Origin of the sequence: Jiella mangrovi (assembly GCF_017815135.1) — a bacterium.
Taxonomy (GTDB): Bacteria; Pseudomonadota; Alphaproteobacteria; order Rhizobiales; family Rhizobiaceae; genus Jiella; species Jiella mangrovi.
Window position 1 is genome coordinate 159120 of sequence record NZ_JAGJCF010000007.1, and the last position, 25379, is coordinate 184498.

Annotated in this window: 19 protein-coding genes and 1 other RNA gene; 7 read left to right on the forward strand and 13 right to left on the reverse strand. The window is 64.4% G+C overall.

Features of this window, described 5'->3' with window-relative positions; translation table 11 throughout:
• Window positions 1–249: 249 nt before the first annotated feature.
• From ytfQ to ffs, 5 genes are all read right to left on the reverse strand, one after another.
• Complete coding sequence (gene ytfQ, locus J6595_RS12565) at window positions 250–1212, reverse strand: galactofuranose ABC transporter, galactofuranose-binding protein YtfQ (protein WP_209594905.1); 963 nt, start codon at window positions 1210–1212, stop codon at window positions 250–252.
• A gap of 560 nt (window positions 1213–1772) precedes the next feature.
• Window positions 1773–2801, reverse strand: a complete 1029-nt coding sequence (locus J6595_RS12570; protein ID WP_209594906.1) for an endonuclease/exonuclease/phosphatase family protein — start codon at window positions 2799–2801, stop codon at window positions 1773–1775.
• 16 nt (window positions 2802–2817) lie between these two features.
• Window positions 2818–4320 carry an AMP nucleosidase gene (locus J6595_RS12575; protein ID WP_209594907.1) on the reverse strand — a complete coding sequence of 501 codons (1503 nt, stop codon included), beginning with the start codon at window positions 4318–4320 and terminating at the stop codon, window positions 2818–2820.
• 49 nt (window positions 4321–4369) lie between these two features.
• Window positions 4370–4564 (reverse strand): hypothetical protein, encoded by a 195-nt coding sequence (locus tag J6595_RS12580; protein ID WP_209594908.1) that lies wholly within the window; start codon window positions 4562–4564, stop codon window positions 4370–4372.
• 463 nt (window positions 4565–5027) lie between these two features.
• Window positions 5028–5125, reverse strand: an RNA gene (gene ffs / locus J6595_RS12585) — signal recognition particle sRNA small type.
• Window positions 5126–5206: 81 nt separating this feature from the next.
• On the opposite strand from ffs, the gene J6595_RS12590 reads away from it, so the two are divergent.
• Together J6595_RS12590 and nudC are read left to right on the forward strand one after the other, a co-directional pair.
• Window positions 5207–5620 (forward strand): HIT domain-containing protein, encoded by a 414-nt coding sequence (locus J6595_RS12590; protein ID WP_209594909.1) that lies wholly within the window; start codon window positions 5207–5209, stop codon window positions 5618–5620.
• A gap of 52 nt (window positions 5621–5672) precedes the next feature.
• Entirely contained in the window at window positions 5673–6668 is a 996-nt protein-coding gene (gene nudC / locus J6595_RS12595; protein WP_209594910.1) for an NAD(+) diphosphatase, read from the forward strand.
• Window positions 6669–7044: 376 nt separating this feature from the next.
• Here the strand turns inward: nudC and phaR are convergent, their stop codons facing one another.
• On the reverse strand, window positions 7045–7665 hold the full coding sequence (gene phaR / locus J6595_RS12600) for a polyhydroxyalkanoate synthesis repressor PhaR (protein ID WP_209594911.1): 621 nt from the start codon (window positions 7663–7665) through the stop codon (window positions 7045–7047).
• Window positions 7666–8065: 400 nt separating this feature from the next.
• Between phaR and J6595_RS12605 the strand changes: the two genes are divergently transcribed.
• The 5 genes from J6595_RS12605 to J6595_RS12625 all read left to right on the forward strand — a co-directional run bounded on the left by J6595_RS12605 (window position 8066) and on the right by J6595_RS12625 (window position 12621).
• A complete protein-coding gene (locus J6595_RS12605; RefSeq protein ID WP_209594912.1) occupies window positions 8066–9250 on the forward strand; it encodes an acetyl-CoA C-acetyltransferase in 1185 nt (394 codons plus the stop codon).
• A gap of 27 nt (window positions 9251–9277) precedes the next feature.
• Window positions 9278–10048 (forward strand): hypothetical protein, encoded by a 771-nt coding sequence (locus J6595_RS12610; protein ID WP_209594913.1) that lies wholly within the window; start codon window positions 9278–9280, stop codon window positions 10046–10048.
• A gap of 5 nt (window positions 10049–10053) precedes the next feature.
• Window positions 10054–10950 (forward strand): patatin-like phospholipase family protein, encoded by an 897-nt coding sequence (locus J6595_RS12615; protein ID WP_209594914.1) that lies wholly within the window; start codon window positions 10054–10056, stop codon window positions 10948–10950.
• A gap of 91 nt (window positions 10951–11041) precedes the next feature.
• The gene (gene phbB / locus J6595_RS12620; RefSeq protein WP_209594915.1) at window positions 11042–11767 is read left to right on the forward strand and encodes an acetoacetyl-CoA reductase; all 726 of its coding nucleotides are present in this window, start codon (window positions 11042–11044) and stop codon (window positions 11765–11767) included.
• Between the two features lie 512 nt (window positions 11768–12279).
• Window positions 12280–12621 carry a PepSY domain-containing protein gene (locus tag J6595_RS12625; RefSeq protein ID WP_209594916.1) on the forward strand — a complete coding sequence of 114 codons (342 nt, stop codon included), beginning with the start codon at window positions 12280–12282 and terminating at the stop codon, window positions 12619–12621.
• Window positions 12622–12828: 207 nt separating this feature from the next.
• Here J6595_RS12625 and J6595_RS12630 read toward each other — a convergent pair whose 3' ends face one another.
• From J6595_RS12630 to J6595_RS12660, 7 genes are all read right to left on the reverse strand, one after another.
• Window positions 12829–15324: a DUF1217 domain-containing protein gene (locus J6595_RS12630; protein WP_209594917.1), complete on the reverse strand. Its 2496-nt coding sequence runs from the start codon at window positions 15322–15324 to the stop codon at window positions 12829–12831.
• A 209-nt stretch (window positions 15325–15533) separates the two neighbouring features.
• A complete protein-coding gene (locus J6595_RS12635; RefSeq protein WP_209594918.1) occupies window positions 15534–16640 on the reverse strand; it encodes a Gfo/Idh/MocA family protein in 1107 nt (368 codons plus the stop codon).
• Window positions 16641–16653: 13 nt separating this feature from the next.
• Complete coding sequence (locus tag J6595_RS12640; protein WP_209594919.1) at window positions 16654–17439, reverse strand: ThuA domain-containing protein; 786 nt, start codon at window positions 17437–17439, stop codon at window positions 16654–16656.
• 67 nt (window positions 17440–17506) lie between these two features.
• Window positions 17507–20212: a malto-oligosyltrehalose synthase gene (gene treY / locus J6595_RS12645; RefSeq protein ID WP_209594920.1), complete on the reverse strand. Its 2706-nt coding sequence runs from the start codon at window positions 20210–20212 to the stop codon at window positions 17507–17509.
• Window positions 20209–22068, reverse strand: a complete 1860-nt coding sequence (gene malQ / locus J6595_RS12650; protein WP_209594921.1) for a 4-alpha-glucanotransferase — start codon at window positions 22066–22068, stop codon at window positions 20209–20211. The genes treY and malQ overlap by 4 nt, the downstream gene beginning before the upstream one ends.
• Window positions 22068–23954: a malto-oligosyltrehalose trehalohydrolase gene (gene treZ, locus J6595_RS12655; RefSeq protein WP_209594922.1), complete on the reverse strand. Its 1887-nt coding sequence runs from the start codon at window positions 23952–23954 to the stop codon at window positions 22068–22070. Before treZ ends, malQ begins: the two co-directional genes overlap by 1 nt.
• Before the next feature lie 187 nt (window positions 23955–24141).
• On the reverse strand, window positions 24142–25215 hold the full coding sequence (locus J6595_RS12660) for a zinc-binding metallopeptidase family protein (RefSeq protein WP_209594923.1): 1074 nt from the start codon (window positions 25213–25215) through the stop codon (window positions 24142–24144).
• Window positions 25216–25379: the final 164 nt, after the last annotated feature.

A 25379-nucleotide genomic window follows, 5' to 3' on the forward strand; every position in this document is an offset into this window, starting at 1 on the left:
CCCGTCCTCGGCCCGCATGTTGCCGAACTCAACCACATCCTTGCGCGCAGTGACTGCCTTGCACCGACGTCATCTGCCGAAGCGTTGCAAATTTCAGGCATCTTGAAACCCGGCGCCGGAACCTGCCGCGGCGATCCATGCGCGTTCCCGGCCGAAGTGTCGAACCGCCTTCGGCCGGGAACGCGCCGCGAAGAGAACGCCAGCCTGCGGATCGTCCAGAATCCGGCGGGCTGACGGAACCTTGTGGGCTCAGTAACCCTGGTTCTTCTTCTCTTCGTAGATGGCCTTGGGATTGTCGGACTGCGTGTAGAGTTTCGATTCGGTCTGAATGAACTTCGGCGGCTCGGTGCCGTCGCTCTTGTAGGCTTCCAGCGCGTCGAAGGCGGGCCCGGCCATGTTCGGCGTCAGCTCGACAGTGGCGTTCGCCTCGCCGTTCTCCATGGCGAGGAAGATGTCCGGAACCGCGTCGATCGAGACGACGAGAATATCGGAGCCAGGCTTCAGACCGGCTTCCTTGATCGCCTGGATGGCGCCGACGGCCATGTCGTCATTGTGTGCGTAGAGCGCGCAGATGTCCTGGCCGCCGTTTTCGGCCTTGAGGAAGCTCTCCATGACCTCCTTGCCCTTGGTGCGGGTGAAATCGCCGGTCTGCGAGCGGACGATCTTCACGTTGTCATGGCCGGAGATCGCCTTTTCGAAGCCCGCCTTGCGCTTGATGGCCGGCGAGGAGCCGGTCGTGCCCTGCAGCTCGACGACGTTGCAGTCCTTGTCGCCGACTTCCTTCACCAGCCAGTCGCCGGCGACTTCGCCCTCATGCTCGAGGTCCGAGCCGACGGCGGTCAGATAAAGATCGTCGGACGAATCCACCTGCCGGTCGAGCAGCACCACCGGGATCTCGGCGTCCTTGGCCTCTTCCAGGACCTGGTCCCAGCCGGTCGCGACGACGGGCGCGAGCAGGATGGCATCCACACCTTGCGCGATGAAGGAGCGGATCGCCTTGATCTGGTTTTCCTGCTTCTGCTGCGCATCGGCGAATTTCAGATCGATGCCGCGCTGTTCGGCCTGCTGCTTGGTCAGCGTCGTCTCGGCCGCACGCCAGCCCGATTCCGAGCCGATCTGCGAGAAGCCGACGGTCATGTCCGCCGCGGCCGCCGAACCCGCCATCAGGGCCGAAAGCGCCACTGCGCCCGCGAGCGTCTTCAAATTCTTCATGATTTTCCTCCCGAAAACACCCGGCCTCCACACCGGATACGGAAAGGATAATATTATATGATAAATGATGTCCAGTGGTGCGCCGGTGGAAATTCGACCAGAGTACGAGAGGGCCGGCCGCAACCGAGGCGGGACCCGGACTACAGCATCGGCCCAAAAATCGGAATCGATTTTCGGAAAGCACGATGCGTGGATTCAATAAGTTAGAGCGTCCTTTGTGCGTCCATGTGGACGCACGACATTCTCGTCGACCGGCGCATATCGAGTGCCTGACAGTCTGAGATTAGGCGTCCGCTTTTATCGCGCTCGTCATGCTCGGGCTCCGTCCCGAGCATCCAGTGTGCCGTTTAAGCTTCTGTTTCGTCGATAGTTTCTGGATTCTCGGGACGGGGCCCGAGAATGACGAAGCGTCGAATGGTGCGCCTTCTCGATCAAGTCGTGGCCGGCCCTCGAGGATCGTGTCGTGCACTGTTTCGTCCATTCGGACGCACGGATACTCTAATCGTCCGGGCGGGCTGCGAGCGGCGGAAACCTCGCCATGCCTGATGGCTGCGACCGGCTTACCGGCGGGGTGCCTGATCGACAAGCCTTGCGGGATCTTTCGCGCCGGTGGGGCCTTGCGGAACGTCGAACTTAACGAGCAGTGGCAGATGGTCGGATGCCGTCGCAGCCTGGCGCGTGACGCCATGCAGGCGGACGCCTTCGGAACTCAGGATATTGTCGATCGGCAGCCCGAGGAAGGGGCGCAGCGCCCCCGGCAGCCGGGTGGTCAGCCAGGTCGGGCCGATGCCCGGCGCAGGCGTCGTCGCGGACAGATCGGCATAGCGCTGGACCGTCGCGCTCCAGGGAGCGGCGTTGAAGTCGCCGGCGACGAGAAGCGGCTTCTTCAGATCCGGCAAGACCGTCGTCAGGCGCGCGATCTGGCGCTTCTGGCGATAGGGCCAGGGCCAGACGAGATGCTCCGAGACGACCGTCAGGCCCGTCCCCTGCCCCAGATCGAGGCGCCGTGACAGGAACCCGTCCTCAGCCCGGCAGATCGCATCGTCCTCGCCGAACGGGATCTTCGACAGGATGGCGAGGCCGCCCTTGAAATCGCCGACGCCGCAAGAGGCGTCATGGGCGTATTTCGAGCGCAGGGGGCCGAGCGCGTCGGCCCAGCGCCGGTTGATTTCCTGCAGCGTGACGATGTCGGGATCGAGCCGCGTGATCATCGCGATGGCCGGCGCGGGATCGGCATCGTAGCGCAGGTTCATCTGCAACAGCGTCAGCGGCCCGCGAGGCCCGGAGGCCGCCGTCGCGACCGCCGGATCGCTCGGGGGCTCTGCCGGTCGCGGCACGATGAAGGCCGAAACCGACAGGACGGCATAGGCGGCGACGGCCGCCGCCAGGATCGCCGCCAGAACGCGGCGCAGCGAAAGCAGCAACAGGGCGACGGCGAAAAGCGCAACCGTCAGATGAGCGCGAAACTGGCCGAGCGAATCGAAGAACGGAACCGTCTGCCCGAAGAAGCCGCAGACCAGCGCCGCCCCGAGAAGCAGCGCCAATCCAAGAGCGAGCGTTGCGAACAGGCGGTGGAGCGAGGTCTTCAACTGGATGCGCCCGTCGTCACTGGAATGCGGTCTCGAAGAACGAGCGGAGCTTTCTCGAATGAACCCGCTCCGACGGCAGTTCGCTCATCAGTTCGAGGGCCCGCATCCCGATTTTCAGATGCTGCGAAACCTGCCGCCGATAGAATTCGGTCGCCATGCCGGGGAGCTTCAATTCGCCATGAAGCGGCTTGTCGGAGACGCAGAGCAGCGTCCCGTAGGGCACCCGGAAGCGAAACCCGTTGGCGGCGATCGTCGCCGATTCCATATCGAGGGCGATCGCCCGGGATTGCGACAGCCGCTGCACCGGCTCGCGCTGGTCCCGAAGTTCCCAGTTGCGATTGTCGATCGTGGCGACCGTTCCGGTGCGCATGATGCGCTTCAGATCGTAGCCGGAAAGGCCGGTCACCTCCTCCACCGCCCGCTCCAGCGCCACCTGCACCTCCGCCAGCGCGGGGATCGGCACCCAGAGCGGCAGGTCGGCATCGAGAACGTGATCCTCGCGCACATAGGCATGGGCGAGAACGTAGTCGCCCAGCGCCTGCGAGTTGCGCAGGCCCGCGCAATGGCCGAGCATCAGCCAGGCATGGGGCCGCAGGACGGCGACGTGATCGGTGATGGTCTTGGCGTTGGAGGGCCCGACGCCGATGTTGATCATGGTGATGCCGCTGCCGTCGCGGCGGCACAGGTGATAGGCCGGCATCTGCGGCAGCCGCTGGGGCGCCAGACCCGAAATCGGCTCTTCGGACCAGGCCGGCGTCAAAAGATCGCCCGGTTCGACGAAGGCGTCGAAGCCCTCGCCGCCCCGGCGCATCATCTCGCGGGCCAGCACGCAGAACTCGTCGACATAGAACTGGTAGTTGGTGAACAGCACGAAGTTCTGGAAATGCTTCGGCCGCGTCGCCGTGTAATGGGCGAGGCGATGCAGGGAATAATCGACACGCTGGGCGGTGAAGGGGGCAAGCGGAAGCCGTTCGCCGGCCTTCGGTTCGAAGGTGCCGTTGACGATGCGATCGTCGGTGGCGCCGAGATCGGGCACGTCGAAGTAATCGCGCAAGGGGTGATCGAGCTTGTCGGCGAGCACGCCGTCCACATAGACGCCATCGGGCAGCGCGAAATGCAGCGGGATCGGCGTCACGGAATCGCCGATGTGGATGGGCTGTCCGTGATTGCTCAAGAGCAGTTCGAGCTGCTCGGCGAGATAGCGGTCGAAGAGATCCGGCCGGGTGATCGTCGCGGCATAATCGCCCGGCAGAGGCACATGGCCGAAGGCCAGCCGCGAATCGACACGGGCATGGGTGCGGGTGGTCAGCGAGACCTCGGGATAGAACGCCCGGTAGCGACAATCGGCCCGGGCGCTCTGCATGACCTTGTCGAACTTCGCCGCGACGAAGGCGACCGACCTGTCATAGAGGCGCTTCAGCTCGGCCACCGCCTCTTCGGCATCATGGAACGCCCGCGGCGGTACGGCCTCGGGGGTCTCGACTGGCAGGTGCTCGGTGGTCGCGTCGAAAGCTGTCATGGCCTGCTTGATATCTTCGGTCGATGGCGCCGGTAAGACGACGCTCTGGTCAGAAATGCGCCATCCCCGCCGAACCGCGGCGATTGATCCTGCACACCTTGCCGGAGGAATAGTCGCAGCTTCCGCCGCTGAGCGAGGCGACGAAGCTGGTCGGCGTGCCGGCCGTCGAGCCCTGAACCAGATAGCTCATCGCGATGCCGAAGAGGGCGATCAGGAGCGTGAGAACGACGAGGCGCTTGTACATCTGGCGATCCGCTTTGCTTTGGCCGTGCCCATGGGCTTCAGCACCGATGATTCGGGATAGGCCATTTTTCGTGGGAATGCGACCTGAACGACACATGTCGTTGCCTTTTTTAGGCCAAACGGCGGTCGGCCCGCCTTGAAAGCTTCGTCGCATTCGGCTGTGGCGTGTCTTGCAATCGGCTGCTTACGCGAGGATTGCGTGTCGTTCGCGCGACACGAAGAAAGCGTGACGCTCACGCGAAACAATGCCGCAGACGTGATCGTCGCACCGAGGACGCGCCGAAGTTGGGCGGCGAGGGCGAACGAGCCGCAGCGCCGCAGGACGCTTCCGTGACCGGCTTTCGGAACTGCATTCGTCGGGAGAGGCTGAAGCGCCGGTCAAACCCGTTGCATTTTCAATCGCCAACCGGTCGCGGGCCGGTCCCGGAAAGCGCCGGTTTCGGCCGCGCTGCGAAAGAAAAAGGGTGGGAGGCTGGCACGGCGACCCGTGCCATAGCTCGTTGGGGCTGCTTCCTTCCGGACCTGACCCGGTTGGCGAGTGGCTCGTCCACCACCAACCTCCCGGGGCTCCATATCGGGGAAAACGCCTCTAGATGCAAGCGGGGTGACAAAAAGAAGACCGCCGGGGAGGTACGCAACGACGATGCGCCAGTTCAAACTCGATCCGCGCCTTGCGGCGGACACGGTCACGGTCGGAACACTCGGCCTTTGCCGGCTGCTTCTGATGAACGACCGGCGCTGGCCCTGGCTGATCCTGGTGCCCCAGCGAAGCGACGTCACCGAGGTCCACGACCTCACCCCGCTCGACCAGACGATGCTGACCTTCGAAACCTGTCTCGTCGCCAAGTCGCTGAAAAGCTTCTGCGGCGCCGACAAGATCAATGTCGGCGCGCTCGGCAACATGGTTGCCATGCTGCACATCCATGTCATTGCCCGGCGCACCGGCGACCCAAACTGGCCGGGGCCGGTCTGGGGCTTTGGCCGCGGCGAGCCCTATGACGACCCGTCGCTCGAGAAAATGCGAAACGACCTTGCGCAAGCCATCCTTTCGGTTTGAAAGCCTTCCCGATGGCAATGACCGGCCTTGGGCCGCGGCAAGGAGAGCTTCGATGAGCGAGACCGAGAGGCAGGCGGGGCTGCGGCCGGAGATCAGCCGCAACACGGGCTTTTCGCGCAACGACCTGCGCCGCGACGGGGAGCTGAGGACGGCCGAGAGCCTATCTGCCGCGCTTGGCCATCCGGGCGCCTCGCTTCACCTCACGGCGGGTGAGAAATGGCTGGTGAAGACGGACGGGCCGGCGCTGTCGGCGGCGTTTTCGATCCCCGAGGCAAGAGCGCTCGGCGCCGATCTCGATCAGGCGATCCTGCTCGGCTTCGATGCGACCGACCGGCCGGTACTGGCGGCGATCGCCCCCCTGGAAGAGGACGCTCTGGATCCGGGGCTCGCCGCCATGAACCTGCGCGCCATCGCCATGGAGGCGCGGCTCGACCCGGAGATCGAAGGGCGCCTCGGCCAGGCCGCCCATCTCATCCAGTGGCATGGCAAGAACCGGTTCTGCGGCACCTGCGGCCAGCCGATGCGATCTGCCGCCGCCGGCTATCGCCGCGAATGCACCGCCTGCGACGCCGTCGTCTTTCCGCGCACCGATCCGGTCACGATCATGCTCGTGCATGACGGCAGGGATCGCTGCATCCTCGGCCGGCAACCGCGCTTTCCGGAAAACTTCTGGTCCTGCCTTGCCGGCTTCGTGGAACCGGGCGAGACGCTGGAGGACGCGGTACGCCGCGAGACGATGGAAGAGGCGGGCATCACCGTCGGCGAGGTGGCGTTCCACGCCTCCCAGCCCTGGCCGTTTCCCTGCAATCTGATGATCGGCTGCCTGGCGCTGGCGACGAGCGAGACGATCCATTTCGACGTCGACGAACTCGAGGCCTGCCGCTGGTTTTCCCGCGACGAGGTTCGCGCGATGCTCGAGGAACGGCATCCGGACGGGCTGCTGGTGCCCAAACCCTTCGCCATCGCCCATCATCTGATCAAGGCCTTCGCCGAGGACGGGCCGCCGGCTGCCGGCTGCCGGCTGAAACCGCTCGACGCTCGGCGATGAGTGCGACGGCCGCGAGAGCATGATCGCGAAAAGTGAGAACCGGTTTTCGGAAAAGATCATGCCCCGTCAGAAGGAGAGAGCAGGAGGGTGAGCGAAGCTCCAGTGTGCGCGACAGTCTCGTCCAGCGGCGCATATCGAGTGCCTGACAGTCTGAGATCAGGCGTCCGGTTTTGTCCCGCTCGTCATGCTCGGGCTCCGTCCCGAGCATCCAGTGCGCCGTTTAAGCCTCTGTTGTGTCGAACGTTTCTGGATTCTCGGGACGGGGCCCGAGAATGACGAAGCGTCGAATGCTGCGCCTTCTCGATCAAGCCGTGGCCGGCCATCGAGGATCGTGTCGCGCACGCTGAGCGAAGCTCATCTCATCCCGCTCTCGAGATCAGCCGCCCTTCTTGGCATCCTTCGCGTCGATCGCCTCGAGACGCTCCTGCATGCGCTGCAGCTGTTCGCGCATGGATTTGAGGTCGTCGTCCCGGCCATGCGCCGAACTGCCGTTTGCGCGCGAATCGCCGTCGGAACTCCCCTCCTCGACGTCCCCGAGGGCCCCGGCGACGAAGGGATTGAACATCGTCATGGCGCGGCGGAACATTTCGGTGTTGCGGCGAACCTGCGCTTCCATCAGCTTGATCGGCGTCTGCGTCATGGCGCCGGTCATCTGCTCGCGAAAGGATTCCTGCTCCTTGGCGAAAGCCGACATGGAATGTTCCAGATAGCCGGGAATCACCATCTGCATCTGATCGCCGTAAAAGCGGATCAGCTGGCGCAGGAAGGCGATCGGCATCAGGTTCTGCCCGCCCTTGTTCTCCTGCTCGAAGATGATCTGGGTGAGCACCGAATGGGTGATGTCCTCGCCCGTCTTGGCGTCCTGAACGGTGAATTCCTCGTTGTTCTTGACCATCGCCGCGAGGTTTTCGAGCGTGACGTAAGTGCTGGTCCCGGTGTTGTAGAGACGCCGGTTCGCGTATTTCTTGATGACCGTCGTTTCCTCGTTTCTGGCCATGAAAAACTCCCTGAGAAACGCCAACCGTTGCAAAGCGCCGCGCTTTTGTGCGACCGCTCATGTGCGGCGCATAAATGATAGGCACAGATCGCAGCAATTTCCAAATCCTTCGCAGTGTTGCGACAGGGTTTTTGCATTGGCGAAACGGCCGCCTGCTTGAAAGCGTCTGTCGGCGCACCCGGCCTTCGAACGATCGCCCTGCCTCGGCTCGGCCGGGCCTTCCCGACATCGGCCATGCGCCGCGCTGTCGCACGCCAAAGCCATTGATGCGGCTCTCGAACACACGCAGCGATTTGAAAGGCTTGTGAGAAGCGACCGCCGATCTGGCCTGTCGCCCCTTTCGGCGTTGCGCCGAAGCCCTATCTCTTCGCCGAACACGCAAAAGGCGGAGGAAATGACGATGAGCAACACGCAATCCGTGGTGATCGTGGGTGCGGCGCGCACGCCGGTCGGGTCTTTCAACGGCGCTTTCGCGCAGGTGCCCGCCCATCAACTCGGCGCTGCCGCGATCAAGGAAGCGCTGTCGCGCGCCAAGGTCGACGCCGCCGAGGTCGACGAGGTGATCATGGGCCAGATCCTGACCGCCGCCGAGGGCCAGAACCCGGCGCGCCAGGCGGCGATGGCCGCCGGCTGCCCCAAGGAGACCACCGCCTGGGCGCTCAACCAGCTCTGCGGCTCCGGCCTTCGCACCGTCGCCATCGGCATGCAGCAGATCGCCATGGGCGACGCCAACATCATCGTCGCCGGCGGCCAGGAATCCATGTCCATGGCCCCGCACGCCCAGCATCTGCGCGGCGGCCAGAAGATGGGCGACCTCAAGCTCGTCGACACCATGCTGAAGGACGGCCTGATGGACGCCTTCAACGGCTATCACATGGGCAACACCGCCGAGAACGTCGCCCGCCAATGGCAGCTCACCCGCGAGATGCAGGACGAATTCGCGGTGAAGAGCCAGAACAAAGCCGAGGCCGCCCAGAAGGCCGGCAAGTTCCAGGACGAGATCGTGCCCTTCACCGTCAAGGGCCGCAAGGGCGACACGGTCGTCGACAAGGACGAATACATTAAGCACGGCGTCACCATGGAGAGCGTCGGCAAGCTGCGCCCCGCCTTCGACAAGGAAGGCTCGGTGACGGCCGCCAACGCGTCGGGCATCAATGACGGCGCCGCCGTGACCGTCCTGATGAGCGAGGCGGAGGCCGAAAAGCGTGGCCTCACCCCGATGGTGCGCATCGTCTCCTGGGCGACCGCCGGCGTCGATCCGGCGATCATGGGCACCGGCCCGATCCCGGCTTCCAAGAAGGCGCTGGAAAAGGCCGGCTGGTCGGTCGACGATCTCGATCTCGTCGAAGCCAACGAGGCCTTCGCCGCCCAGGCCTGCGCGGTCAACAAGGATCTCGGCTGGAACCCCGACATCGTCAACGTCAATGGCGGCGCCATCGCCATCGGCCACCCGATCGGAGCCTCGGGCAACCGCATCCTCAACACCCTCCTGTTCGAGATGCAGCGCCGCGATGCCAAGAAGGGCCTCGCAACGCTGTGCATCGGCGGTGGCATGGGCGTTGCCATGTGCTTCGAGCGGATGTGATATACCACCTCCAATAGGAGGAATGCGGTGGACAACCAGATCGGCAGTGAAGGTCTACAGGACGTTCCGGGCTTCGAAATGAACGCCCGGAACAAGCTTTTTTCATACCAGATCCTGAGTGCGGCCTTGGCAGCGGCCGAACACTACGCCTTTCTTTCGGGTGGGCGGCACATTCGGGATTCCGCCGTCGAGCACTTTATCTCTGTCGAGCTCGCCAAGGCTTTGGTCTCATACAAAGCAAAGATCTGGACGCAATTCTCCCTCGAATTGAATGACTTCGATCCTGCCGGTGAGGTGCATTCGGTCGATCATGCCATGCTAGAGGCAGGTGGGAACACCGTCTTTGGTGATGAAACGGAAAGAAAACGCATTGATATCGGACTGATCAGCGATTTTGGGGAGCGATATGGCCAGATTGGCCGGGATCCTCACGAGCTGATTTACGCAGTAGAGGTAAAGCGCAACCTTGCTGACTCGGCAGAGGATATCCTACGCGTTTGCGGCCTGATGGATCGTCATCATGAAAGCGGTTGGTGTTGTCAGGGCGGGGGTGTTCTAGGGTTCGTTTCGCGCGAAAATGCCGGGAAAAAATCGGTAGCGGAGTTGGTGAAGACGCAGGTGACAAGGTTTGCGGATCGTGTCTCAGGTCACGGCTCGGAATTCGGCAAGAGGATTTCGTGCTGCTACCTCTCGAGATCGAACCCTCTTACGGAGTTCGAGAACAGCTTTGTGGCTCACAACAAGAATCAGATCGCGATGTTGACGGCCTGTTTCGTTGCCGTTGAGTTTGAGGGCTGATCGCGGTGCCCGATCATACCGACGCCCCCTTCGAACAGCTCGTCTTCTCCGGCGGCGGCACGCGATGTTTCTGGCATGGCGGCTTCCTCGAAACGGTGCGCGAGCCGCTGGGCCTGAAGCCGGAGCGCATCGCCGGCGTCTCCGGCGGCGCGTTGTCGGCCGCATGCTTCATCGGCCATCGCGACCAGAAGCTCCTGGAGGTGATGGGCGCGGCCTTCGACGAGCGCGACACCAACGTGACCATCAACTGGGACGAGTTCGACCGGAACGGCCTCACCCCGCATCAGCAGATGTATCGCGAGGTCGTGCGCGAGACGCTGGACGACGAGGCGGTGGCAAAGATCGCCAACGGCCCGAGCTTCGAGGTGCTGCTCGCCCATCCACCCCATTCGGGCTTTCCCAAGCTCACCACCTTTCCGATGATGGCGGCCTATCTCGCCGACCTGACGATCCGCTCGACACCCCATGTCGTCTTTCCCGAAAAACTCGGGGCGCGCCAGGAGCTCGTCGATGCGCGGCAGGCGGCGCGTGACGGCAAGCTGGTTGATCTCATCTGCAACGCCGCCGTCATCCCGCCGGTGTTCAACCTGCAGGGATGGAACGGCCGCAAGGTGATCGACGGCGGCATGACGTCCAAGGCGCCGATGCCGAGCGACAATCACGGCCGCACCCTCGTCCTTCTCACCCGCAAGTTCCGAAAGCTGCCGGAGCATCCGGGCCGGGTCTATGTCGAGCCGTCGCAATCGGTGCCGGCCGACAAGATCGACTTCACCGATCGGGGCAAGATCGTCGCCACCTGGAACGCCGGGGTCGAGGACGGCAGGGCCTTCATGGCGAGTTTTGCATCCACCGCCCATCTCGTCGCGGCAGATTCCACGAGTGTTCCTGCAAATCCGGTCTAGTCAGGCACCATAACGGCCCCTACTCTCTTCAACGAAGGTTAACCGTCGGCTCGCCCAAATTGTCCGGCGGATCTGTCGAAAGGGAGGAACAATGACCAGAACAGCCATCGTCACCGGCGGAACCCGCGGCATCGGCGCTGCGATCGCCAAGGCGCTGAAGGCCGCCGGACACAACGTCGCCGCCACCTACGCTGGCAATGACGAGCGTGCCAACGCCTTCAAGGAGGAAACCGGCATCTCCGTCTACAAATGGGACGTCGCCTCCTACGACGCCTGTGTCGAGGGCATTGCCAAGGTCGAGGCCGAGCTCGGCGACATCGGCATTCTGGTCAACAATGCCGGCATCACCCGCGACGCCATGTTCCACAAGATGACGCCGGAGAACTGGCAGGCGGTGATCAACACCAATCTGAGCGGCCTGTTCAACATGACACGGCCTGTCTGGGAGGGCATGCGCGCCCGCTCCTTCGGGCGGATCGTGAACATCTCCTCGATCAACGGCCAGAAAGGCCAGATGGGCCAGGCGAACTATTCCGCCGCAAAGGCCGGCGACATCGGCTTCACCAAGGCCCTCGCCCAGGAAGGCGCGCGCAAGAACATCACGGTCAACGCCGTCTGCCCCGGCTACATCAACACCGACATGATGGCGACCATCCCCCCGGAAGTGATGGAAAAGCAGATCGTCGCCAACATCCCGGTCGGCCGGCTCGGCGAGCCCGAAGAGATCGCCCGCTGCGTCGCCTTCCTCGTCTCCGACGATGCCGGCTTCATCACCGGCGCGACGATCTCCGCCAATGGCGGCCAGTATCTCGCCTGACGGCGGGGGCCGTGAGTAACGTCACGGACGCGCCGCGCGCCAGGATCGCCGAAGGGGCGAGATAGTCCCGGGATCGGATCGACCGGTCCCGGGCTCCGTCGCTGTCGCAGCGTTGCTGCGACGTCACGCCGCAGAGCAATGCCGAACCACGTCGCCCGCGACAGTGTCGCACGACAGTCTCGTCGAACGGCGCATATCGAGTGCCTAACAGTCTGAGATCAGGCGTCCGCTTTCATCGCGCTCGTCATGCTCGGGCCCCGTCCCGAGCATCCAGTGCGCCGTTTAAGCTTCTGTTGTGTCGAACATTTCTGGATTCTCGGGACGGGGCCCGAGAATGACGAAGCGTCGAATGATGCGCCTTCTCGATCAAGCCGTGGCCGGCCTTCGAGGATCGTGTCAAGCTCACCTCGCCCGCGATAAGAAGCCCGTGGAACCTTTTGCGATTCCACCAGTTTTCTCCCCAACCCAGAAAACGAGACGCCGGCGACGTTTGCCGGTGGAGGAGATCACACATGCGTAAGGCCAATTGGACCTACGGTATCATCGCAGCTATGGCCATCGCGACGGCCGCTCCGGCCGCCGCCCAGACCGTCCAGATCGGGCGCGACGGCGTCAAGATCGTTCCCACCGAGCGCATGCGCGACGATCACCGGCGCGACGAGCGTCACGACAGGCGGAGCGATCGCATTTCCGAGCGCGAGGCGGTCCGGATTGCCCATCGCCAGGGTCTGCGGGACGTTCGGGAAGTGACCAGGACGCGCAATAGCTACCGCGTCGCCGGTCTCGACCGCCGTGGCCATCGCATTCGTGTCGACATCGATCGCAACAGCGGCGCCGTCATCCGCGTCCGCTGAGGCACGATCTGATAACATCGGCACCGGTTTTCCGGCGCGATCACGCGGCAGAAACGACAGCGGCGACGATGCGATCGAAGCGGATCGCGCTCCGCTCTCAAGTGGCGGTCTCGATCCGCACGAAACCGGGCGGTGGGCCATGTGGCCTGCCGCCCGTCTTCGTTTTCCTCAGACCGTCTTCGGCAAATGCTCGAAAGCGTTCGTCGGTCAGATATAGGAGGAGCTGGCGCTCAGGATCGACAGCGCCGGGTCCGTGCCTGACGTGTCGTTTTCCAGATCGTACATCGCCAGGAAGCGATTGATCATGCGCTCGACATATTCGGTGTCGCCGAGCTGCTCGACGTCGATCTTCTTTTCCAGATTTCGGGCCTGAACGTCGATGTCGCTCGAAGAGAACTCGTCCGGCAGGCCGAGAGTGGTCGTGACGAATTCCAGAAGAGCATCGTCGGCCAGGAACTCGTAGACGCTGGTGATATCCTCGGCCACGCGCTTGAAATAGAGCGCGAGGCGCACGCCGTTGCTCTCGTCGCCGGCTTCCTCCTCCATCTTCTGGCGAAGATAGAGATCCTGCGTCGTCAGCATGTCGGAGACCGTCTGGACGCGTGAGACGTCGCGTTCGATCGTCCCGTCGGTATCGAAGTTGAAGGCGGCGGCAAATTCCAGATAGCGCGTGTCGTCGTATTTCCCGGCGACGCTGTCGGGATCGGAGAGATCGCTGGTCAGGATCGCCCTCAGCTCGTCCGACGTCAGCTTCTCCCCGTCGAGCCCGAAGGCCTTCAGCGCGAAGTCGACGAGGGTCGTATTGGCGAGGAAGTCGTCCATCGTGGCGACCTCCGGCACGGCGTAATTATAGGCGAGAATGCCCTGCGCCGCTTCGATGAAATCCGTGTTGGCGCTGCCGAGAACCTTGTCGAAATACACGTCGATCATCACGTCAGTCCCGTCATCGCCGGTGGCCAGGGAAATATTGCCAAAGGCATCGATGTCGAAGGCGGAAGCCAAGGTCTGATACGCCTCGATGCCGAGGGCGTTGGTGAAGCTATCGGGGTCGGACAGATCGCTGGTCAGGACCTTTCGGATGATGTCCGGATCCTGGGTGTCGGGATTGAAGCCGATCGCCTTCATCGCATACGAGAAAGCATCCGTATCTTCTAGGAACTCGTCGATGCTCGAGATCGAGGCCATGGCCGACCGGAACGTTTGCGAATCCTGAACGGCCTCCGTGATCGCTTCCTTGTCCTCGTCGTCCTCCAGAAGGTTCAGATAGCGATCGATCGTGTCGCCCTGTGCGGTCTCGCTCTGCACCCGCCGCACTTCGGCGAGCTCGCCGTCAGAGCCGAAGTTGAAGGCGGCGGCCAGACGCACATAGGCTTCATTGCCGAGCTTCGAGGCATAGCTCGACGGATCGGAGGGGTCGGAGCGCAAGACCCGCATAATCGTCGACTTGCTCTCCTCCGCCGGGTCGAGGCCGACGGCCGTCAGGGCGTATTCATAGACCGTGCTGTTGGCGAGAAACCCGGCGACGGTGGAGATATTCACGATGTTGGCGGCATAAAGCGAGGCGCTGAGGCTGTCGTCCTCCGCGGCGGCGCCGCCATATTCTTCGAGAAAGGCGTCGGTCAGCGCGGTGACATTCTCGGCCGTCTGGGCGCTGTCACCATCAGCAAGGCTCCCATCCGTCTGGAACTGGAACATCTTCGCAAGCTCGATATACTGCTGCTTGCGGGTCGCGTCTGCCGTCGTCGCCTCCGACATCTGGTTCACGACGCTACCGGAATCTGACAGATCGCTGGTCAGCACATTCCAGACGAAGGCGGAGGTTTCGACCGAGGGATCAAGGCCGACGGCCGTCAGCGCGACCGTCAAGAGACGCGGATTCTCGATGAGATCGTCCGCCGACTCGATATTGCCGATCTCGGCCTCGTAATAGGACGCCTGCAGCGCCGCCGCCTGGGGCGAGGCCTCAAGCCCCTTCTGCTGATAGTAGAGATAGGCGGTCGAATTGATCTCCGACGCGCTCTGCAGCCCGTCCGCCGGCACTCGCCCATTCTCCTCGAAGGGCAGCATCGCCGCCAGAAGCAGGTAGCGGTCGTCGCCCTTGTCCGACATCTCGTCGGCCTTGGTGCCGGTCAGAACCTCGCGGATGAAGCTCTTCGACGCCACCGAAGCGTCGATACCGGCAGCTTCCAGCGCGACCGAGAAAAGCTGGTCGTCGGCAAGGAACTGGTCGACGGTGTTGATCTCGCCGATATTCGTGGTGAAGTAGTTGACGCTGGCGGCCACCGCCTGCGCGGCTTTCACCCGATGTTCCGAGTAGCTGTCGACCATGGCCAGCGTCTGGGCGTCGCTTTGGGCGACTAGCTCGACCTCTTCGGTCGTGGTGCCGAAGCTGAAGGCCGCGGCGAAGTCGCGATAGCGTTCGTCGGAAAGCTGGTTGGCGAAACTGGACGAATCGGAGAGGTCGCTCTCCAGCACCTTGCGGATCAGGGCGCGGGAATCGATCTGGTCTTCCAGACCATAGGCCGTCATCGCATAGGAATAGAGCCGGTAGTCGCCCATGAACTCGTCGATGGTTTCGACCGTGCCGATGTTCTCGCTGTAATAGGTCGCGAGGCGCTGGTTCATGCTGTCGGACGCAATGCGGTCCAGCACCCGCGACTGATCACGCGTGTAGAGCTGATAGGTCGTGAAGGTCGAAAGCATGGCGGTCCCGTAGCAGCGATGCGCGCAACACCCGGCCGGCGGTGGACACATCTCGTCGAACTGCATGCTACCGTTTTATGCTTAATGACCCGTTAAATCGAAACCGGCGATGGCTAAGATACTTTCCAAAGCATGTATCGCCGGTGGAATTTCAACCGTAACCACAGCGCGCAATTGCCGGCCCTGCGCTGACGATTGAAGCGGCTTTCTCACACCGGCGGAAGGACCACCGGCAGCATCCGCCGCTCCTCGTCGGAGACGAAGCACAGATCGAGCAGCTTCTGCACCTCGGCCGCGTGGCGGAAATCCGGCTCGCCGTTAACGCCCGACAACAGCGCCAGAACGAAACGGTCGGCATTGCGCGGTGTCGGCGGGCACTCGACCCGCCGCCAGCTCTGCGAGTGGATGTCTTCGCCCAGACACACGTCGAGGCTGGATTCGGTGGTGTTCGACCAGATCTTGAGGGCGCCCGTGGTGCCATGAATGGTGAGGTCGAGATCGTTGGCCTTGCCGGTGGCATAGCGGCTCATGTGAACGACGCCCAAAGCCCCGTTGTCGAACTCGACGGTCATCGCGCAGCTGTCATTGGCGTCGAGCCTGTAAGCGCCGATCGCTCCGCCTTCGGCCTTGTCGAAGGTCTTCAGCCGCGCCTGCAGCGCCGCGATGCCGAGCCCGGTTCCGAAACAGGCGAAATCGAGGATATGGATGCCGATATCGCCGAGAACGCCCTTGGAGCCGTGGCCGGAGGACAACCGCCAGAGCCAGCGCTCGTCGGTCTGCCAGTCGCCCCAATGGTTGCCGGTGAGCCAGCTCTGGAGGTAGCTCGCTTCGACGTGGCGCACGGTGCCGATCTCGCCGGCCTCGACCATACGACGGGCGAGCTGGATGGCATGGGCGTTGCGATAGGTGAGGTTGACCATGTTGATCAGCCCCGCCCGCTCTGCGGCGCCGACCATCTGGAAGGCGTCCTCGGCGTTCAGCGCCAGGGGCTTTTCGCAGAAGATCGCCTTCTTCGCCGCAATCACTTGCAGCGTCGTCGCCTTGTGGACGGCATCGGGCGTCGCGTTGACGACAGCGTCGAATTCGCCCCAGGAGAGCGCCTCGGCAAGATCGGCGAAAGATTTCTCGATGCCGTGCAGGGTCGCGAAGGCCTGCGACCGCTCGGCATTGACGTCGCAGGCGGCGACCACCTTGCAGCCGGGGATCGAGATGAAATGCTCGGCATGGCGATGGGCGATCGCCCCGGTGCCGAGGATCATGATGCGTTTTTCGCCGGACGCGCCGAGCCCGGCGGCGGACGGATTGTCGTTCGTCATCGTCGTCACCGCCTTACCGATAGCCCTGTTCGCCCGGCTTGTGCAGCGAGCCGCCCTTCTGCTCGATCTTTTCCGGCGCCTTGTCCACCGGCACGTTCGGCGCGGCGGAAACGTCCGTCCAGGCAGGCACGGGGTTGTAGGCCCAGCGCACGGCATTGACGATCACGCGCTGGATCTCGGGATTGTGGTAGATCGGATAGGTCTCGTGGCCGGGGCGGAAATAGAAGATCCTGCCCGCGCCACGCTGATAGGTCAGGCCGGAGCGGAACACCTCGCCGCCCTCGAACCAGGAGATGAACACGGTCTCCATCGGCTCGGGGACCAGGAACGGCTCGCCATACATTTCGGCGTTGGGAAGCTCGATCGACGGGCCGACGCCTTGCACGATCGGGTGCGAGCGGTTCACCGCCCACAGCCGCTCGCGCTCGCCGGCCTCGCGCCATCTGAGCGAACAGGGCGTTCCCATCAGCCGTTTGAACGGCTTGGAAAAATGCCCCGAATGCAGAACGATCAGCCCCATGCCCTGATGCACCCGCCCGGCCACCCGGTCGACGATCGCATCCTCGACGTCGCCGTGCATCTTGTGGCCCCACCACAGAAGCACGTCGGTTTCGTCGAGGCGCGCCTTCGAGAGGCCATGCTCGGGCTCGGGCAGTGTCGCGGTGGACGCTTCTATGCCGTCCTCGCGGCCGAGAAAACCGGCGATCGCCGCATGGATACCGTCAGGATAGATCTCCTTGACGACGTCGTTGTGCTGTTCGTGAAAGAACTCGTTCCAGACGAGCGCGCGAATGGTCATCTATCCCTCCCGGGCCGTTTTCCGGCCTTTCCCCGCCTTCATCCGGCCGGGCGCTTATTTGCGGGCCTCAGATCGCCGTGAGGATCGCCACGGGAAGATCCTTCAAGACCTGTGCGACGGCAAGCTCACTGCCGACATCCAGCGTTTCACCGGTCAGGATATCACGCCAGCCACGCGTCGCCAGACCCTCCGGGAGCCTGATCGTCGTCCCCTCCCAGCCTTTGGTCGCCGCCGCGATGTCGTCGCTTCCCTGAAGCAGGGTCAGGGTGAGACGCGGCGCGACGACGAGGGCGGCGTGGCCGTCCTCGCCCTTGCGGGCAAAGGCGACGACATGGGCGGCCCGCGGGCCGGTCACGGTGAGCGGCAGGTAGTCGGCGGCGGTGAAGACCTCGCGCCTTTGCGAGCGCAGCGCCAGGCCCGCCGCCGTCAGCCGCGCCTTCAGCGCGCCGGAGCGCCAGTCGGCAAGGTCGCCGGCAAGACTGCCGTCCTTGTCGATCACACGCGCCCGGGCGGCAAAATCCACCGGACGGCGATTGTCGGGATCGACCAGCGAGAAGTCGTAGAATTCCGTGCCCTGATAGATGTCCGGCACGCCGGGCGCCATCAGCTTGATCGCCGTCTGGGAGAGCGAATTCAGCGCGCCGGCGGCGACGAAGGGCTGCACGGCCCGCCAGAAATTGGCGATGAACGAGCCCTCGCCGCCATCCTCCAGCATCGCCCCGACGAAATCGGCGAGCGCCGCCTCATAGGCCTCGGCCGGCGACGTCCAGCTCGTCCAGCGTTTGGCCTCGCGCACGGCCTTTTCGGCGAAGGCGGCAAGCCGCGCCGCGATCTCGTCGCGCAGAGCGTCGTCGGCCGGGTCGAAATCGGCCGGGAGAACCCCGAGCAGCGACTGGTAGAGGCCCCATTCGGTCTCCGGATCGGGCGAATCAAGGCTCGGCTCGACGGAAATCCGGCGATCGGACAGGGTCTGGGCGAAGCCGGCGACGAGTTCCGCCCAGCGCTCGGGCGCTTCGGAGAGCGTGTAAAGCCGCGCCCGCGCGTCCTCGCCGCGCTTGGTGTCGTGGGTCGAGGTCGCCAGCAACCCTTCCGGCTGGTCCTCCAGCCGGATCTGCATCGCGTCGTGAAACACCGAGACGTCGGCGCCGTAAAGATCCGGCTCGCCGCCGACCTCGTTCAGCGCGATCAGCCGGTTGTAGCGGTAGAACACCGTGTCCTCGACGGCCTTGGCCATCACCGCGCCCGTCGTCTGCTGGAACCGCCGGGTGAAGTCGAGCGCGCCGGCAATGTCCGCCCCGTCCTCGAAATCGAGCTTGAGCAGCCGGCCGATGAACTGGATCGGCTCGTCGGCCTCCACCTCGCGCCAGGTCATGGCGAGATCGACGGCCTCGTCGATGATCGCGATGTCGCGGCTCGGCACGCCGTCGACCGAGACATAGGTGCGGTAGACCGGCAGCGCTGCGGCCACCTCGACGATCGAGCGCGCCATGGTGTCGGGCCCGAGGTCGCGGGTGGAAAGGCCGAGCGAGGCGACAGACAGGGCAAGACCCGTCAGCGCCGTCAGCTCGCCGGCGAGATTGCGCTGGAAGATCGAGCGCTTCTGGCGAAGGATCATGCCGCGCAGATCCTGCTCCTCGCCGACAAAGGCCTGATAGGCCTCGGTCATCTCGATTTCCCGATCGGAATCGACATAAAGCCCGGCCAGCGCCGTGATGAATTCGTAGCCGGTCGTTCCCTCGATCTCCCAGGTCGTGCGCAGCCGCTCGTCGCCGGTGAGGATCTTCTCCACATGCACCGACGGGGCGCGCCGGACCGAGTGAAACGCCTGGCGAAGCTGTTCCAGATAGCCCTTGGGATCGGCGAGGCCGTCGACGTGGTCGATGCGGATGCCGTCGAGACGCCGCTCGCGCGCCAGCCGGATGACGAGCTGGTGCGACTCACGAAAGACGCGGCGCGACTCCTGCCTGACGCCGATCAGATCGGCGATCTCGAAAAAGCGGCGATAGGTCAGCTTCTCGCGGGCCGTGCGCCACCAGGCGAGACGCCAGGCCTGCGCCTCGTGCAGCTCGTGCAGCGCGTCGCGGTCGGCGTTGATCGCGGCGATGGCGGCCTGCAGCGCCTCGCCGAATTCGCCGTCCTGCAGATGCTCGAGCAGGCGTTCGGTCAGCTCGTCGGCCTCCGCCGGCGTCGCCACCGAGAAGCGGCGCACCAGCCGGTCCTTCTCGGGATGGTCGATCAGGCCGAAGACGTGGCCGTAGCTGCGCGGATCGACCGGCAGGCCGTAGCCGGCCGCGTCGAAGCGCAGGGCGCCCGCCTTTTCGTCGAGCCGCACCGACAGGTCACCCGCCTCCAGCGCCTCGCCATAGGGCTTGCCGAGAACGGGAACGAGGATCTTCTCGGCCTCCCAGGCGATGTCGAAGGTCGGCGCGTAGCGGCTTTCCGAGCCCCAGCGCAAGACGTCCTCCCACCAGTGATTGGCCGGCGAAACGCCCATATGATTGGGCACAAAATCGAGAACGAGGCCGAGATCGGCGGAAGAGAGCGCGTCGCTCATCCTGGTGAAGCCACCGACGCCGCCAAGGCTTTCGTCGAGGCTGTTGTAGTCGGTGACGTCGTAGCCGTGGGTGGAGCCGTCGGCCGCCGCGAAGATCGGCGCGGCGTAGAGATGGCTGACGCCGAGCGCCTTCAGATAGGGCGCGAGGCCGGCGGCCGTTTCGAAGTCCATCCCCTCGCGGAACTGCAGGCGATAGGTTGCGACGAGCGAGCGGCTCATGAGGTTTTCGGCCTTTCTTCGCGCATCGCCGCCGCGAGCTCCCGGAAGCGGGCGTTTTCAGCCAGCTCTTCGAGGGGGACGGAGGTGACGATGCGCCAGTTCGGATATTGATCGGTGGTGCCGGGAAGGTTGGCCTGCCGCTTCGACCCGACCATGTCGTCGAGCTGAACGGCCAATAGCAGCGCCGCGCCGCGGGCGATATAGCGATGGATGGCGATGGCGAGCGCATCCGGCAGTTCGGCGGGAAGATCGCTCGTCCCGCCGGGGACCCCGGCAAATTCGTCCGGCAGAGCGCCGGCGCCGTCGAGCGCGCGGATCAGCATCGCCTTTTCCTGTTCGCGGGACTTGCGGTCGCGGGTCGTCGCCGCCTCGTCCTGCGTGCCGGCTTCGAAACGCAGCTCGATGTCGGCGCCCGTCCACCAGCCGGCGAGCGTCGCCAGATCATGGGTGGAAATGCAGGCGAGCGACAGGCGCGGATAATTGGCGGGGTCGATGAAGCTGCCGTCCTGATGGCGCTCGAAATAAAGCACCCGGTAGGAGAACACGTTCGCCTCCGCCATGGTCTCGCGAAAACCTTCCGGCACCGTGCCGAGATCCTCGCCGATGACGACACAGCGGTTCTCGTTCGCCGCCGATGCGACGGCGTCGACCATGGCGCCGAGATGATAGCGCATATAGCCGCCGCCGGCCGAGCGCGCCTCGTTCGGGATCCACCACAGCCGCGCAAGCCCCATCGCGTGGTCGATGCGCACCGCGCCGGCGTGGCGGGTCAGCGCCGAGAAGGCGTCGAACAGCGGCTTGTGGTCCCGTTCCGCGAGAGCCTTGGGGGAAAGCGGCGCGAGGCCCCAGTCCTGGCCCTGGCTGTTGAACATGTCCGGCGGCGAGCCGACGCGGGCGGAATTGACGGTGAGCGCCGGATCGGCCCAGGTCTCCGCCCCGTCCGGCGCGACGCCGACGGCGAGATCGAGATAAAGGCCGATCGCCATGCCGGCGGTCTTGGCCCGCGCCTGGGCACTGGCGAGCTGCTCCTCGGCCTCGAATTGCAGCCACAGGTGAAACAGCACGCGCTCGCGCTTTTCCGTCGCAAAGCGCGCGACGTCCGGCGAGCTGCGGTCTCTCAAGGCCTGCGGCCAGTGATGCCAGCCGGCATGACCGCCCTCGGCCACCTGATCTTCCGACAGCGCCTCGAACAACGCAAAGCCCTGAAGCGCCTCGCCGCCGTCCTCGACGAAACGCTGAAACGCCTGCAGGTCTTCCAGCTCGCCTTTGCGGCTCTCGAAGACCCGGTCGAACAGGGCCCGTTTCAGCCGGCCCATCAGCGGATAGTCGACGAGATCCTTCTTGCGATGGGAGAACAGGCCGGGCGCCTCGTCCTGCAGCGCCGCGATCGCCTCGGGGCCGCCGTCCATGTGATCGACGGCGATATAGAACGGGTTGAGGAACCGGCGGGTCGAGGGCGAATAGGGGCTGAAGCGCCCGCCTTCGGCGAGAAACAGGGCATGCAGCGGATTGACGCCGACGAAGTCCGCGCCCTCTTTCGCCGCGATGATCGCCAGCTGCGCCAGATCCTCGAAATCGCCGATGCCGAGATTGCGCGCCGAGCGCAGCGCGTAGAGCTGGCAGGCGACGCCCCAGTGGCGATGGCCGGCGATTTCGTCCGGCAGCGGGCAGGCAAGCGTCGGCGCCTCGGTGGCATCCTTGAAATCGCCGAAGCCGCCGCGATCGGGATCGACGCCCAGCACCTCGAGAAGCGCCAGCTTGGAGGCGTCGTCGATCTTCTTGTCCTCGCCGAGCTCGGAGATGTAGGCCGTCTGAATGCCGTGGCTTTTCGCCAGCCTGTCGAGATAGTCGTTCATCAGGCTTTCCCGGTAATCAGCTTCTGGCTTTCGAGGCGGAACACCACCGACGGTCCCGGCAAGATGCCGGTCCGCAGAATGTCGTCCGAGCCCTTCGGATAGGCATGGAGGAGTTCGCCGCAGGTGAGGTCCCCGGTGACGACGTCGGAGGGTATCGCCCAGGGTTCGTCGTCGAGATTGGCGAAGAGATGCAGCGTCGAGCCCTCCTTCAGATGCCAGGCGACGACGAAGGTGAGCGTATCGTCGGAGACGTGATATTCGCCGCAATTGCCCGGCAGCGGATCCTTGAGGAGAGGCACGACGAGCCGCAGGCGCTTGTCGAGGAGCTGCTTCACCATTGCCAGCCGCCGGCGATAGTTCGGCCTTCCGACCATCGACCAATCGAGCTTGGAGGCCTCGAAGGTCGTCTCGGCATTCGGATCGGGGATCAGCGCGCGGGCGTCCTCGTCGCGGAAGGCGGCGAACTTCTTGAATTCCGACCGCCGCCCTTCGCGCACGGCCGCCCCGAGTTCGCCGTCGAAATCGGTGAAGAAGCAGAAGGGGTGGGTGTCGCCATATTCCTCGCCCATGAACAGCAAGGGGATCTGCGGCGACAGGAGGAGGATCGCCTGCAAACACTCGACCACCCGCCGCGAGGACAGGTCGCTCAGCCGGTCGCCGAAGGCGCGGTTGCCGATCTGGTCGTGGTTCTGCAGGAAATTGACGAAGGCCGTCGGCGGCAGATGCGCCGAGGAGACGCCGACATCCTTGTCGCGATGGGCCGAATGGTCGCCCTGAAAGACGAAGCCGGTGGCCAGCGCCTTGGCCATCTGCGCGACGGAGCGGCGGGAATAATCGGCGTAGTATCCCTCTTCCTCATGGGTCGCGAGGACGTGGGCGGTGTGGTGGAAGTCGTCGTTCCATTCGGCCGAGACATGGGTCGGCTGGCCGTTCTCGCGCTCGATATGCCAGGTGATGTTGCGGTCGTCCTCGGTGGTGATGTGGACGTGGCGCCCTGGAAAGGCCGCTCGCACCCGTTCGGCCAGCTCCGTCACCAGCGGCGTGTCGGTGGTGTCCTTGATGGAATCGATGGCATCGAGCCGCAGTCCGTCGATGCGATATTCCTCCAGCCAGAACAGCGCATTGTCGATCATGAAGTCGCGCACCGGCTGTTCGTCATAGGCGATCGCAGCGCCCCAGGGGGTGTGGATCTCCTGATGGAAGAACTCCGGCGCATAGGCGCCGATATAGTTCCCGTCCGGGCCGAAGTGATTGTAGACCGCGTCGAGAAACACCATCAGGCCGCGCTCATGGGCGGCGTCGACGAGGCGTTTCAGCCCCTCTGACCCGCCATAGGCCTCGTGCGGGCAGTAGAGAAGCACGCCGTCATAGCCCCAACCCCGGCGCCCGCCGAACTGGGCGACGGGAAGAAGCTCGATGGCGGTGATGCCGGTGTCCTTCAGATAGTCGAGCTTCTCGACGATGCCCTCGAAATCCCCGCTGGGGCTGAAGGTGCCGGTGTGAAGTTCGTAGAAGACCGTCTCCTCCCAGGGCCGGCCGTTCCAGTCGGCGGTCTTCCATTCAAACGCCGTCGGATCGACCAGCACGGAGAGGCTGTGCACGTCGCCGAACTGCCGGCGCGAAGCCGGATCGGGCACGACGAGGCCGCTTTCGAGGCGAAAGCCGTAGGCGCCGCCCGGCTTGACCTTGTCGGTGGAGATCAGCCACCAGCCGCCGCCATCCTTTTCCATCGGCAGGAACCCGGCCGGCTTGCCGGCCGCGTCGCCGATGGCAAGTTCGACCGACGGAGCGGAGGGAGCCCAGAGGCGAAACTCCGTCCGCCCCCCATCGGCGGCGCGCGGGCCCCAGCTGGTTTCGAATGAAAAGCGATCGGCAGATCGAGCCATGTGACGTTCTCGTCCCTTCGAGGCATGTGTTCGTGCCGGCACCCGTCCCACCGGGGCCGCGAGCGCTGGCAATCGGCCGAGCGCTCCCGCACTGCACATTAACTAAAGCGTGCGGCAGAGCGTCCAGCCCCATAGGACGTTGAATTTTAATTGTCCGGCTGTGGCCCCGCCTCGCGAGGCCGCCGGCTCAGGCCTGCCCCGCCCTGCCGCGCACGAGCTCATGGATGAATCCGAGCTTGCCCTTCACCGTCTCGGAAATCACGAAGGGATAGAGGTCGTTGTGTCCCATCGATCGGTTGAAGGAGTTGAGCGCCGCAGACAGCGCCAGCCACGCCTCGTCGATGTCGCCGATCGTGGTTTCATCGGCGAAGACGTCGAAATCGATCGTCGTCGTCAAAAGGCCGGAATCGCGCACCCGCGGATCGACCGACACGCCCCACCAGTGGCCGGTCTCCAGGCTGTCGACGATGTGGAGGTAATGCGCCCAGGTCTCGGCGAAATCCTCCCAGGCATGGGCCCCGGAATAGGACGAGACGTATTCGTCCTGCCAGTTCGGCTTCGGGCCGTTCTCGTAATGGCGCTGCAGCGCCTCGCCGTAATCCTCGGTATCGTCGCCGAAGATCGCCCGGCAGGCTTCCAGCGCGCCGGGATTGCCGTCGCGCACCAGCCGGTCCCAGTACCAGTGGCCGACCTCGTGGCGAAAATGGCCGAGGAGCGTGCGGTATGGCTCGCCCATCGAGGTGCGGCGCTTTTCGCGCTCGGCGTCGTCGGCCTCGACGAGGGCGATGGTGATGAGGCCGAGATCGTGGCCGGTCATCACCTGCTCTTCGCCCTTGGTGTCGGCGAGGAAGTCGAAGCCGAGCCCTTCCGGGTGTTCGTCGCGCGTCACCAGCGGCAGTCCCAGCCGGATCAGCTCATAGAACATCCGCCGCTTGGCGATCTCCATCTTCTGCCAGCGCGCGAGATTCTGCGGATCAGAGACGTCGGGCACGGTGACGTTGTGGCGGCAGGCCATGCAGAACTCGTCGTCGCTCTCGCCGGCAATCAGCCAGTTGCAGACGCCGTGCGTGTAGTTGGCGCAGTATTTCCAGCTCGCCCCGTCGGAATGGCTTCCGGCGGCGACGAAGATGCCGTCCGAGGGCTCCAGCGCCAGCATGCGGTTCGAGGTGGGCTCGTAGCCCAGCGCATGGCCGCAGCGCTCGCAGACGACGTTTTCGAAAAACACGACCTGCGAACAGGAAGGGCAGGAGAACAGCTTCATCTTGTAGGGTCCTTGCGCCGGGCAAGCGCGTCAAAACGATTGCGCGCGTCAATGCTTAGTGCAAACGCCGGTTCCGCCGATCGGTCGCACGACCTGAAAAAATATCTTTGCGTCACCCGCACCGGCGGCGACCGCGATAGCGCGCATGGCTTGCCGCATTGCGA